At 65.4% G+C, this 11712-nt stretch carries 12 protein-coding genes; 4 read left to right on the top strand and 8 right to left on the bottom strand.

Features of this window, described 5'->3' with window-relative positions:
• Positions 1 to 40: 40 nt before the first annotated feature.
• On the top strand, positions 41 to 1282 hold the full coding sequence (locus BUE39_RS25555) for a c-type cytochrome (RefSeq protein ID WP_073431496.1): 1242 nt from the start codon (positions 41 to 43) through the stop codon (positions 1280 to 1282).
• A 211-nt stretch (positions 1283 to 1493) separates the two neighbouring features.
• Here BUE39_RS25555 and pqqD read toward each other — a convergent pair whose 3' ends face one another.
• From pqqD to BUE39_RS25535, 4 genes are all read right to left on the bottom strand, one after another.
• Positions 1494 to 1775 (bottom strand): pyrroloquinoline quinone biosynthesis peptide chaperone PqqD, encoded by a 282-nt coding sequence (pqqD, locus tag BUE39_RS25550; RefSeq protein WP_073431495.1) that lies wholly within the window; start codon positions 1773 to 1775, stop codon positions 1494 to 1496.
• An 87-nt stretch (positions 1776 to 1862) separates the two neighbouring features.
• Positions 1863 to 1937, bottom strand: coding sequence for a pyrroloquinoline quinone precursor peptide PqqA (gene pqqA / locus BUE39_RS25545; protein ID WP_073431525.1), 75 nt, complete (start codon positions 1935 to 1937; stop codon positions 1863 to 1865).
• A gap of 311 nt (positions 1938 to 2248) precedes the next feature.
• Positions 2249 to 4231: a sigma-54-dependent Fis family transcriptional regulator gene (locus BUE39_RS25540; protein WP_073431494.1), complete on the bottom strand. Its 1983-nt coding sequence runs from the start codon at positions 4229 to 4231 to the stop codon at positions 2249 to 2251.
• Positions 4232 to 4521: 290 nt separating this feature from the next.
• Positions 4522 to 6786: a LamG-like jellyroll fold domain-containing protein gene (locus tag BUE39_RS25535; protein WP_084561484.1), complete on the bottom strand. Its 2265-nt coding sequence runs from the start codon at positions 6784 to 6786 to the stop codon at positions 4522 to 4524.
• Between the two features lie 500 nt (positions 6787 to 7286).
• Between BUE39_RS25535 and BUE39_RS36115 the strand changes: the two genes are divergently transcribed.
• The gene (locus BUE39_RS36115; RefSeq protein ID WP_412534870.1) at positions 7287 to 7718 is read left to right on the top strand and encodes a DUF2964 domain-containing protein; all 432 of its coding nucleotides are present in this window, start codon (positions 7287 to 7289) and stop codon (positions 7716 to 7718) included.
• Between the two features lie 76 nt (positions 7719 to 7794).
• Here the strand turns inward: BUE39_RS36115 and BUE39_RS25525 are convergent, their stop codons facing one another.
• Positions 7795 to 8169: a DUF3564 domain-containing protein gene (locus BUE39_RS25525; RefSeq protein ID WP_073431492.1), complete on the bottom strand. Its 375-nt coding sequence runs from the start codon at positions 8167 to 8169 to the stop codon at positions 7795 to 7797.
• A 69-nt stretch (positions 8170 to 8238) separates the two neighbouring features.
• Complete coding sequence (locus tag BUE39_RS25520) at positions 8239 to 8571, bottom strand: c-type cytochrome (RefSeq protein ID WP_073431491.1); 333 nt, start codon at positions 8569 to 8571, stop codon at positions 8239 to 8241.
• A gap of 238 nt (positions 8572 to 8809) precedes the next feature.
• Here BUE39_RS25520 and BUE39_RS25515 point away from each other — a divergent pair, with 238 nt between their 5' ends.
• On the top strand, positions 8810 to 9094 hold the full coding sequence (locus tag BUE39_RS25515; RefSeq protein WP_176035829.1) for a DUF1488 family protein: 285 nt from the start codon (positions 8810 to 8812) through the stop codon (positions 9092 to 9094).
• 99 nt (positions 9095 to 9193) lie between these two features.
• Complete coding sequence (locus BUE39_RS25510) at positions 9194 to 10180, top strand: zinc-dependent alcohol dehydrogenase family protein (protein ID WP_073431490.1); 987 nt, start codon at positions 9194 to 9196, stop codon at positions 10178 to 10180.
• 84 nt (positions 10181 to 10264) lie between these two features.
• On the opposite strand, the gene fnr is transcribed toward BUE39_RS25510, so the two are convergent.
• Positions 10265 to 11053 (bottom strand): fumarate/nitrate reduction transcriptional regulator Fnr, encoded by a 789-nt coding sequence (fnr, locus tag BUE39_RS25505; protein WP_073431489.1) that lies wholly within the window; start codon positions 11051 to 11053, stop codon positions 10265 to 10267.
• Positions 11046 to 11477, bottom strand: coding sequence for a response regulator (locus tag BUE39_RS25500; RefSeq protein WP_073431488.1), 432 nt, complete (start codon positions 11475 to 11477; stop codon positions 11046 to 11048). The genes fnr and BUE39_RS25500 overlap by 8 nt, the downstream gene beginning before the upstream one ends.
• Positions 11478 to 11712: the final 235 nt, after the last annotated feature.

Genomic DNA, 11712 nt, shown 5'->3' with positions numbered 1-11712 from the left:
TGCGGTCGTGGCGGCCGGGCCTTTTCCGGAAAGCAGGATCATGAAGACTTCACTCCATTCGTTTGCTCTCGCCAGCGCGTTGCTGGCGATTGGCGCGCTCGCGCCTCAATCCGTTCTTGCCGGGGCGGCCAGCGTGCGCGTCTGCACGTTCCCCGGCAGTCCCTCCACGGCGCTCGACGAGGCGGTGGCGCGCGAAGCGTTCCGCACCGCGGGCATCGCACTGTCGCTCGCGCCGGGCGGCTTCGCCAGCAGCGACGACGACGGCGTGTCGCTAAAGGAACTCGACAAGGCGTTGGCGCGCAAATGCGACGTGATCGCGGGCTTCCCGCGCTCCGAGGTCGCGGACGGCGCCGCCAGCAAGCTCACGTTCTCGCGCGGTTATCTACAGTCCGGGTATGTGAGCGTCACGTCGCGCGGCTCGTCGGCGCAGGCCGGCGACGCCGAAGTGGTCGCGGCGACTTACGCGAGTCCCGCGCAACTGATCGCCGTGCAGCAACCCGGTGTCGAACTCGACCTGGAGAACACGGCGGAACTGACCGTCGATGCCGTGGCACGCGGCCATGCGCGGCGCGCGATCGTCTGGTATCCGGCGGTCGTCGCTTATTCGATCGCGCATCCCGAGCGGCATTTCCAGATCGCCGGCACGCACTCGCCGTATGCGGACTGGCATCTGACCTTCGCGTTCGGCACGAACGGCGCCGCGTTGCGCCCGCGTATCGACGCCGCGCTGGAGAAGATGACGACCGACGGCAGGCTCGCCGCCTTGACCCGCGCATGGCGTTTGCCGGAAACGGCGCTGGCCGACGCGCGACCGGCGGCCACGTTCGCCTATCGCGACGGCCCCGCGCGCGGCAACGACGTGGGGCGGATGATGCGCGCGGGCGGCCGTGAGTCGCCGCAAGGCCGCTTCATCAAGGTCGATGCGAGCGCACCCGCCGAGGCGCCCGGCTTCGACCGCGCCCAGGTCGCGCACGGCAAGACGCTGTACTCCAGTTCGTGCGCGAAGTGCCACGGTCCCGATCTGCAAGGGCTGAATGCGCCCGCGCTGCGCGGGCCGTCGTTCGCGCCGGCCGCGAATGCGAAGCTCACGATCGGCGGGGTGTACGGCTACATGGCGAGCAATATGCCGGCGGATCGTCCCGGCAAGATGAAGCCGCAGGATTACGCCGACATCATGGCGTTCCTGCTGTATTCGAACGGCTATGGAGCCGGCAAGACGAAGCTGACGGACGACGCCGCGAAAGCGTCGACGACGCCGCTCAACGCGCGCGCCGCGCAATAGTGCGAAGGCCCGGCGCTCGCCGTGTGGTTGCGCGGCGAGCGCCGGAGGTCGGGCTCAAGAGCGATTGCGTGTTAGAGAAGATGCCGTGCGCGGCGCATGAAAACACACGCGATGCGAGAGGTCGGTTGAGCCGTGCCAACAGCCATGACGACCTGCCCGCTCGGCCCTCCCACGATGCCCGCATCAACCCCTGTCAATCGAGTCAATCGAGTCAATCGAGCCAGCCGCGTTGCCGTGCATGGTCGATGAAGCGATAGATATCGGCGGCCAGATCGGACGCGCGAAACAGATCCTCCAGTTCACCGATGATGTCGTCCAGTTCGCGCGTGCCATCGCAGCGCGAGAGAATTTCGCCCGCGCTCGGATTGAGCGTCACCCGACCTTCGGGATGGAGCAACACATAGGCATGCTGCCCGGCTTCCCATTGCAGGCGGAATATCGCGCGCAGGCGCGGCCGCAAGCTGAGGTAGCGCCGGATGTTCGGGGCGGTCATGGGAAGCGGGGTGTGGCTGAACGATGAGCAGGGCGCCGCCGCGCACGATGACGACTTGCAACGTGCGCGCGGCGCTTCATCGTTGCTTCAGCGAACGGCGATGTACATCGTGACTTCAAAACCGAAGCGAAGATCGGTATAGGCGGGGGTGGTCCACTGCATGGCTGTCTCCTGGGGTATGGCATGTGATGGGAAAAACCGCATGGTTAAAGCTAAGCGGCCGCGTCATTAAACGCAATGTCCATGCCGGATGGAGCGAAACGGCGTATCGAAGCGGTTAGCCGCGCAGTGATGACGCGGCCGTTGAGATCAACGCGGCATCAACCGCTTTTGCCTGCTGCTTGCGCCGATCTGGCGCATCGAACAGCGCAGCGCTGAACCGCGCGCTGTTCAATCGAAGAACACGCCTGTTGCAATATGGAACACCGTTGAACACGTGTCGTCGCGCGAGGTCCGTAGCGCTCGGTCCGCTGTCAGGCCTCGCCCGCGGTGCCGTCCGTGCTCGCTAGCGCCGGCAATTTGCGGTAGATGGTATTGCGCGACACGCCCAGCGCGCGGGCCGCCGCCGACACGTTGCCGCGATGCTGCGCGATGGCCGCGGCGATCGCGCTGGTGGTGACGTCGCGCAAGCGCTCGCCCTGCAAGGGAGCGGCTTCGGCGGGGCGCGCGCTGGGCGACGGGGCGGAGCGCAAATCGTCGAAGAAGTCGTCGGGCAAGTGCTCGCGGCGAATCTCGCCGTCCTCGTCCACCATCGCGGCCGCGGTGCGCAGAAGATTGCCGAGCTGACGAAAATTGCCCGGCCACGCGCACTGCTCGAACAGCGCCATCACGTCGGCGGCGACGCTCAGACGCCGGCCGTCGGGCTCATCGAGCGATGCGCAATGCAGCATCTTCTGGATCACGGCTAGCAGGTCCGTGCGCTCGCGCAGCGGCGGCAGTTTCACCACCAGACCGTTCAGGCGGTAATACAAGTCCTCGCGGAAACAGTTCTGCGCGATCATCTCGCGCAGATCGCGATGGGTCGCGCAGATGATCGCGATATCCACGGGAATCGATTTGGTCGAGCCGAGCGGATTGACGAGACGCTCCTGCAACACGCGCAGCAGCCGCACCTGGAGCGGGTAGGGCATGTCGCCGATCTCGTCGAGAAACAGCGTGCCGCCGTTCGCCTGCAGCAGCTTGCCGGCCGCGCCCTTGCGGCGCGCGCCGGTGAAGGCGCCTTCTTCATAGCCGAACAGTTCGGATTCGATCAGGCTTTCCGGTATCGAAGCGCAGTTCACCGCGACGAACGCCCCCGACCTGCGCGGCGAATCGTTGTGGATCGCCTGCGCGAGCAGTTCCTTGCCGGTGCCCGTCTCGCCGGTGATCAGAATGGGGATGTCCTTGCCGAGCACCTTGCGGACCTTGGTGATGACCGTGGCGATCTGCGGATCGCCGGTGTCCAGATAGCTCAGTCTCGACAGCGCGCCCGCGGCCACCGCCGGCGGCGTCGCGTCGGGGCGCGGCGCGGGCTTCTCCGCGCGCGGCGCAGGCGGCGGCACGCCGTCCTCGGCGAGCGTGGCGCGGCGGAATTCGACGCGCGCGCAAACCACCGCGCCGTTATGCAGGTTCAACGACAGATTCCGGTCGCCGCCCGCACGCAGACGGTCGATCAACTGCGGACTCGTCAGGCCGAACAACGAGAACAGCGTATGCGCGCGCAAGGCGGTGAGCGGCAGGCCCAACTGGAATTGCGCGCTGCGGTTGGCGGACAGGAAGCGCCCATCGCAGGTGAACGCGGCGATGCCTTCCATCAGCGTGCCGAGAAACTCCGGCCGGCCGTGAAAGGCGATCCGCAAGGTCTCGCGGAAGGTATTGGTGAACAGATGATTCTCGATCATCTGCACGGACATCTTGGCGAGCGCCATCGTATGTTGATGGTAGCTGCGATGGTCGCCGCTCACGTCGAGCACGCCGATCAGATCGCCATACGGATCGAGGATCGGCACGCTCGAACAGGTCAGAAAGCGGTTGGCCGCCAGATAGTGCTGCTCGCCATGCACGACGGTCGGCGAGCATTCGGCGATCGCGGTACCGATCGCGTTGGTGCCCTGGCGGTCCTCGGCCCAATTCGCGCCGGGGCGCAGCGCCACCTTCTCCGCGCGGCGCAAAAACTCGTCGTCGCCGATCGAATGAAGAATCAGCCCTTCGGCGTCGGTCAGCACGATCATGCTTTGCGTGTTGACGATCTGCTCATGCAGCGTTTCCATCACCGGCGTGGCATGCGCGCACAGAACGCGGCTCTGTTCCAGCCGCAACGCGAGTTCCGCGGCCGGCAGGACGTCGTAGTCGGGCCGCATCAAGGCACTGAGGCCGAACGTCTGCGAACGCTCGTGGGACCTCTGGATGGATGGCGTGAGCCAGCCCGCTTCATGCGGGGCGATTGGGGTCATGGCGTGATGAACGGCATCGCGCATTTGTCTCCTCCTGCTGGTCAGGTCTGGTCGATCGCCAGAACCGTATGGGCACATCGCTTAAAGCAAATCGCGCGCCAGTTCGCGATTTTTTGGGCCGCGCATGGGGGGCCAAGCGCGGCTCAAGCGTGGCCCAAACGTGGCACAAGCGCGGCCCATGCGTTGCATGTTGTTCCTGAACGCAACCCAGGGATTGACCTGAATCAACGCAGCGCGCATTGAATGCGCCCGAGGCGGGGCGCTCAATGCTGACGCTGCGTCGAGGAGGTGCCCGTCGAGATGCCGGCCCGTCGCTACGCGGAGATCAATGCCGTGATCTGCTCGGCGCTGAGCGCGTTGCGATAGACGCGGAACTCGTCGATCGAGCCGTTGAAATACGGATCGGCGAATTGCGAACGGCCGATCCAGTTCTGGCTCGTGCTTTCCAGGCGGAACGGCGCGAACGACATCGCCGTGTTGATGCCGATCGCGGCGCCGTTCAGGTACAGCGTGCCGACGCCGCCCGACAACGTCACCGCGACGTGCGCCCATTGTCCGGTGGGCAGGGCCACATTGCCGTTGATATCCTGCTCGCCGGCCCCACCGTTCAAGGTGATCGCAAAGCGCGCGAGCCCGTTGTTGGCGCGCGGCGTCAGCATCATGTAGCGGCCCGTGCCGGCGCCGAAGTCGAACACGCGCTCCCAGGTTCGCGCCGCGTTCCAGTAGACCCAGGCCGCGATCGTGAAGTCGGCGACGTCGGCGACCAGATCGACGGGCAAGCTGACATAGCCGGTGCTGCCGTCGAGCGAAACGGCATTGCCTTTCTTGCCGGGCACCCGGCTCGCTCCGCCGACGAGCGTGCCGGCATGGCCGTTGCCGCTCGAATCGGCCGCGCTCGTGCCGCTCGTTTCGTCGAAGGCGAGCCACGTTTGCAGTTGCACCGCGGTGACCGCCACCGCCTCGTTCGACGCGGCCGTTTCGCCGGACGGCGTCGTGGCCGTGACGACGTAGTACCAGGTGCCGGCCGCCACGGCGCTGTCCGTGTAACTGAGCAGATCCGTGACGCCGCTCGCGATCGACGTGTACGGACCGCCCGCCGTGCTGCCGCGCTTCACGTTGTAGCTCGTCGCATAGGCGGTCCCCCACCACGACAGGATGACTTGCCCCGCGCTGACGCTCGCGGTGAGTCCGCTCGGCGCCGCGCCGCTCGCGATCGGATCGCGCGTGCAGGTGAGGCTGCCGTAGCCGAGCTGGTCGTAACCGCCGCTGTTCGGGCCGTAGTTGCCGCCGCCGCCTTCCGGTTGAACCAGCGCCGCGAATTTCTGCGTATACGGCGCGGCCAGGCCCTTGCGGTTGACGTAGTGGTTGTACACCAGCGCCCAGCAGGGCCGGATCGTGCCTTGAGAGGCGGTCGAGAACACCGTCTGATTGACGTTGTCGACATTGTTGTAGCGCACATAGGGCACGGTGTAATACGTCGTGCCCGATTCGATCAGGTTGCCTTTGGCGACGTATTCCGCGCCCATCAGGAAGCGGTTGTTGTCGTAGCCGTAGAGGTCCACGCCCTGGTTCCAGGCCATCTCGCAGATCGCGCCGCCGAGCGCGATGCCGAGCGTGTTGTGCCCCTGGTCGCGTCCCGATTCCTGCCATTGACCGAGATAGCCGGGGTGCACGTAGTACACCGCGTTGAAGATCGCGCCGTTGCCCGCGCCGCTCTTGAAGTAGGACACGGCTTCGTCGAACAGGGCCTGGTCGTCGCATAGCACGCCGATCGCCATGATCGACGCCATGTTGCACAGATCCCAGTTGGCCCAATAGTGGGTCGCCTGGGTGTTGTTGTGCCGGTTGAGGAAGTCGTGATTGATCGGATAGAAGATGTTGCGCATCATCGCCTGGAAGCGCGCGAGGTCGGCGGCGGCCCAGCCTGAATACGTGCGCATGATTTCGCCGGCGTTGGCGAATTCATAGCCGTAGATGCCGGCCGCGAGATCGACGTCCGTGGAGCCGCCGAGGCCGGTCAACGTCGAGGACCACGCGTTCATGATCTGCACCGACTTGTCCGCATACGCCGTGTTGCCCGTCACTTTCCAGCGCAGCGCGCACGCGTAGGCCGCCGCGATGTCGTTGAACAGCAGCGAGTAGTTCTGCGGGTGAACGCCGTCGTCGCCGCGGTAGACCACCGCTTGCGGACGCGGCGTCCATGACAGGCTCGCGTGACTGTTCGCGATCAGGCTGTTCCAGCTATCGACCCACGGCGACGCTTGCGCCGCGACCTTCTGGCTCATCCGGTCGAAGTCGGCCTGGGTATGCAGCAGGCCGGGATGCACGAACGCGCCGGATGACGCGCTGTTCGCCACGGCTTGCGTCGACCGGGGCGACGATTGCGCCGATGATTGGGTCGACGACTGCGCCGAGGCCGCCGCGGACGCGCCGCCTTCCGCGCCGCCGCCGCAGGCGGACAGCGCCAACGCGCCGAGGCTGTAGAGGAAGGTGCGGCGCGACATGCCTTCGGCGATGTCCGCCTCGTTGGCGAGGCTGTCCGATGGTTCAAACCACGGTTCAGGCGAAGCTGAATTCATGTGTGCCTCTGGTGCAACGGCCTTGCTCGATTTCGCCCGCTTCATGCGCTTCTCCGCTCCTGATTGGGACGGCTCCGGGGTGGGTTCATGAACCCTTGCGGTGGCCGCCGATGGTTGGCAAACGTTTGCTTTTGCGGCCGCGATCCGTGTTGCCGGCATGCGCCGGCGAACGACATCATCGTGGCTTATTCGTGCTGCGGTTTAGTGACTCGCGATTTGCGACATACGCGTTAATTCGTATAAAACTGATTTGCCGGCATTCGCTTTCCATTCGCTTACATGAATGCGCGGCTCGTGCTGCTGCGATGAATGGAATTCGGATATCGCTCCAATCCTGTCGAGCGATAAGAGGCACGTGTCCAAGCGCGTATCCAAGCGCATATCCAAGCGCATATCCAAGGTATACGGCCACGACGAGGGGTTCTGAAGAGCAAAACCGGACGCTATTTTATTGGATCGGGCCGGTCGCCGATTTTCAATTGCATTAATACAAAGGCGCAATGAAAAAAACAGGGATTCCCTATATGGGAATCAGGATTGCCTTACACGGAAAAGCGGCCAATTGCATCCGCGATGCGACGAGCGCATCGAGCTTCGCGAGGTCATCGGGGAGACGCCATGGCCTGCCGGTTTCGCGTTCTTTCCGGCGCATGCCGACTATGTTGATATCGGTCAAGCGAAATCAGCCCGCGAGAGCGATGATGTCTTTATCACTCCGTCCAGGCTCCGTGGAGGGCATCATGGTCCGCTCAGAAAGCAGAATCGTTTTTTCGGCCATTGCCGTATTCGTGGCGTTGGCGGGCATTGCTGCGTCGATCCGCGGTTTGCTGTTCGATGCGCCGCAGTTCTTCCACTACGGTGTCGCGGCCGTGATTGGCGGCGTCGCGTGCTTTGTGCTCTTGCTCAATCCGACGCGCAACGGCGATACGTAAACGTAGGATAAGCGCGGCGATCGTCACCGCGCCGCGAGCGGGTGGTCGGCGCCAGCCGGCGTTTTACGCTGCTTCGTTACGCTTCCTCGCCGGCAGCGAACAAGCCGTGTTCGGGCTGCGCCTGCTCGTTATCGACACACTGCACATGCCAGTGGCCGGTCATCAGGAGGCGGCCGCGTTCCGCGCAGCATTGCGCGCGTCCGGTCTCGCCTTCGAACGGCCCGCTGCGGTCTTTCAGATCGAGGCCTTCGAGCACGCAGAGAGGCGTCGCGTCGCGCGGGCCGCACATAAGGGTATTGCCGCCATCCACCCGCAGCGTGCCCCATTCGGGCAGGTCGAGCCCGTGGTGGCCTTCGCGCGACCATTGCCGCGTGTCCTTGTCCAGCCAGAGGATTGCAAATGCCATCGGGTGGGTGCAGTCGAAGGCGTCGAGGTGGACAGTGAGGCGCATGAAAATTCTCCGAAACGGGCGGTCCGGTTCAGGCGGAGCAGACCGCGGAAGTCATGATTCAAAAGCGGGTCATTGACTCAACACCCACTGCACCAGCGTGTGCGCATCCTCCGGGGACAGCGGGCCGCCGCGGTCGGCCGGCAGCGGCATCGGCGTATCGCCCCAATGCGCCTTGCCGCCGAGCCGCAGCTTGTGTTCGAGCATGAACTGCGCGTTCGGCACGTCGCGGTAACGCTCGGCGATCTGCTGAAACGACGGCGCGAGGAACGGCGCATCGCGCGTGTGGCAAAACATGCAGTGATGCTGATCGACCAGCGCGGCCGGCTCCGGCGCGGCGTGCGCGGCGGCGGCCAGCACGAACCCGGCACATGCCACCAGACAGTTTCTGGACAGGACGTTCACGGCACGCGCTCCTTGGCGACGGGGATGAGTCCAGTGTAAGGGCCGCGCTCCGGGTGCGATTGACCTCGGTCAACGAGGACGCAGGGGCTGAGTTTGACGAATCGCGCCGGGCTCCTATGCTGATGACAGGCGGTGCAGAGCGGGGCGACCCACGGACCGGGCCGCCTCGACGCGTGGTGCGCGATGCGCGGGTGGGCGGGCATGCCGCCCAAGCCTCGCATTCTGCGCAAGGAACCAGGTGGTGATGATGAAGATTCATTTTCCCGAGGAACGTCCGGAATATTGCGCGCGCGATCTCGTCGTCGCGTTTCCGGCCGAGGTGGATGGCGTGCGCGTGCAGTGCGCGATCACCGCGGAAGCGCTCGAGGATCATTTTGGCGCCGCGTCGCTGCGCGAGGACGATCTGATCGCCGCATTCGACTCGAACCGGCATCCGATCGAACACGCGGCAACGCAACTGCTGAACGAAATCGGGGCCAAGCCGGTGCTCATGCACAGCGGGTATTTCCGCTTTTGCGACTGATTTCGCGTGAGGCGGCCGGGCGCGCGGCCTGTTTCAATGCGTTCGGATGCGTTTCGATGCGTTTCGATGCGCCAGCCGCCCCGGTTCGAGGAGACTCTGATGCGTGCGATGGTATTCGACGGCAGCGCGTCGTCGCTGCGTGAGCGGGATATGCCTGATCCGACGCCAGGCCCTGGGCAGATCCTGATCGATGTTCATACCTGCGGCGTGTGCCGCACCGATCTCCATCTGATCGACCATGAGCTGGAGCACCCGAAACAGCCCGTGATTCCGGGCCATGAAATCGTCGGCACGGTGGCCGAACTCGGCGCGGGCGTGACGGGCTTCGCCGTCGGCGACCGGGTGGGGGTGCCGTGGGTGGGCCGCACCTGCGGGCATTGCCGCTACTGCCTGTCGGCGCGCGAAAATCTCTGCGACGAGGCCGGCTTCACCGGTTATACGATCGACGGCGGCTACGCCGAGCGCACCGTCGCCGATAGCCGCTACTGCTTTCATCTGCCGGAGCACTACACGGATATCGAGGCGGCGCCGCTGCTGTGCGCCGGCCTGATCGGCTATCGCACCTTGAGCATGGCGGGCGACGCGCGGCGGATCGGCATCTACGGTTTCGGCGCGGCGGCGCATATCGTCGCGCAGGTCGCGCGTCATCAGCAGCGCACGGTGTACGCGTTGACGCGTCCGGGCGACGATGCGGCCCGGCAACTCGCGCTGCGTCTCGGCGCGGCCTGGGCGGGCGGCAGCGATGAGACGCCGCCCGACGAACTGGATGCCGCGTTGCTGTTCGCGCCGGTCGGCGCGCTTGTTCCGCAAGCCCTGCAAGCGGTGGCGAAAGGCGGTGTGGTGGTGTGCGGCGGAATTCACATGAGCGATATTCCGTCGTTCCCGTACGCGTTCCTGTGGGGCGAGCGGCGCGTGGTGTCGGTCGCCAATCTGACGCGCGACGACGGGCTCGCCTTCATGCGCATCGCGCACGAGACGCGCCTCGCGATCGAAACGACGACGTATCCGCTGACGGATGCCAACCGCGCGCTGAGCGACCTGCGTGACGGCAGACTGACGGGCGCGGCCGTGCTCAGCATTCGCTAGCGTGAGCGGTTCGGATGTGGTCCGCATCGCCCCGCGTTTTGCGGTGCGTTCGGGCGAAAACCGCACCGCGGATCAACCCCGGAATCACACCCGCACGAGGCCCGCGTGATCCACGATCCGGATATCCTTGCCGCGTATGTCGACCAGTCCGTCGCGCTGGAACCTGGAGAGCATCCGGCTCACCGTTTCGAGCTTGATGCCCAGGTAGCTGCCGATCTCCTCGCGCGTCATGCGCAGATGAAATTCCGCCGGCGAATACCCGCGCAGCCGCAGGCGGTCCGACATGTTCAGCAGGAACGTCGCCACCCGCTGGTCGGCGGACATGGTGCCGAGCAACAGCATCTGTGACGACTCGCGCACGATCTCGCCGCCCATCATCCGGTGCAGGTGCTGCTGGACCGCCTTGACCTCGCGGCACATGGCTTCGAGCAGATGGAACGGGATGATGCAGACCTTGCTGTCCTCGAGCGCCACGGCGTCGCAACTATGGTGGCCGGAGCACACTCCGTCCAGTCCCAGCGAGTCGCCGGCGAGATGAAAACCGGTCACCTGCTCGCGGCCGTCGCGATGCATGACGACCGTCTTGAACGAGCCGGCGCGCACCGCATAGATGCTCTGAAACGAATCGTTCGCGCGGTAGAGGGTCTCGCCCTGCTTGATGGTCCGCGACGGGCAGATGAGCGATTCCATCCGTTGCAATTCCTCGGATGTCAGCCCTTGCGGCATGCAGATGGAGCGCATCGAGCAGGCCGTGCAACGTACCGCGTCGTTGCGCGGCGCCCGCGCGGTTGCCGGCTCCGCTGCGGGAGCGGGCGAGGCTTGCCGGGTCTTAAGCGAGGGCGACGTGACGGAATAGACGGCAACGTCAGACATGATGTGCTCCAGGTTGAGGAAGGGTGCGCGCGCGATGTTCGCCGGCGATCCGCTGGATCGCGTTGCGCGCTAGATTGAATTCGCTGGTCTTGTCGAAAAAGTAGTGAGCGCCGCTCGCGAGGCATGCGCGCCGGAACCAGGCGCCTGAACGGTTCGTCAGCACCATGACGATCACATGCGGCATGCGTTGGGCAAGCAACGCGAGCAACTCCATGCCGGTGCCGCCGTTCAGATGCAGTTCCGTCACGACCAGATCGACCGCGCCGGCGGCGATGCCCGCGAATGCCGCGCCGGGCTCCTCGGCTTGGCCGACGATCTCGACGCCGTCGAGCGCGCCGAACAGCGCGGCGATACGGTGCCGCACCAATGCGGCATCGTCGACGAGAAAGACGCGCAGGGCGGGGTGGTCAGTGCTTGAGTTCATGGCTCGAAGTATCGGTCGCGCCGTATCTAAATGAAATCGGCGTCGAATGAACTTCGAGTAGGCGAGAGGGAGGTGCTGTAGGGCGTTTCCTACAGCGGGTGGAGCGGAGCGGGGATCGGCGAGTGCGCTAAGTGGGCGGAGTGCGCAATGGGCGTGGTGGGCGGCTGGCGCGGCAGGTTAGAGCGGGAACGCGCGGCGGCGGGGTCCGTGCGCGTCGTGACCCGCAAGCCGATGC

Source organism: Paraburkholderia terricola, from assembly GCF_900142195.1.
GTDB classification, from domain to species: Bacteria; Pseudomonadota; Gammaproteobacteria; order Burkholderiales; family Burkholderiaceae; genus Paraburkholderia; species Paraburkholderia terricola.
This window is presented reverse-complemented; position numbering and strand designations above follow the sequence as displayed.

Excerpts from the sequence above, each read along its gene's own strand:
- BUE39_RS25555 (WP_073431496.1), top strand. The coding sequence starts at position 41 with ATGAAGACTTCACTCCATTCGTTTGCTCTCGCCAGCGCGTTGCTGGCG.
- pqqD (WP_073431495.1), bottom strand. The coding sequence starts at position 1,775 with ATGACCGCCCCGAACATCCGGCGCTACCTCAGCTTGCGGCCGCGCCTG.
- BUE39_RS25540 (WP_073431494.1), bottom strand. The coding sequence starts at position 4,231 with ATGCGCGATGCCGTTCATCACGCCATGACCCCAATCGCCCCGCATGAA.
- BUE39_RS25535 (WP_084561484.1), bottom strand. The coding sequence starts at position 6,786 with ATGAATTCAGCTTCGCCTGAACCGTGGTTTGAACCATCGGACAGCCTC.
- BUE39_RS36115 (WP_412534870.1), top strand. The coding sequence starts at position 7,287 with ATGAAAAAAACAGGGATTCCCTATATGGGAATCAGGATTGCCTTACAC.
- BUE39_RS25525 (WP_073431492.1), bottom strand. The coding sequence starts at position 8,169 with ATGCGCCTCACTGTCCACCTCGACGCCTTCGACTGCACCCACCCGATG.
- BUE39_RS25510 (WP_073431490.1), top strand. The coding sequence starts at position 9,194 with ATGCGTGCGATGGTATTCGACGGCAGCGCGTCGTCGCTGCGTGAGCGG.
- fnr (WP_073431489.1), bottom strand. The coding sequence starts at position 11,053 with ATGTCTGACGTTGCCGTCTATTCCGTCACGTCGCCCTCGCTTAAGACC.
- BUE39_RS25500 (WP_073431488.1), bottom strand. The coding sequence starts at position 11,477 with ATGAACTCAAGCACTGACCACCCCGCCCTGCGCGTCTTTCTCGTCGAC.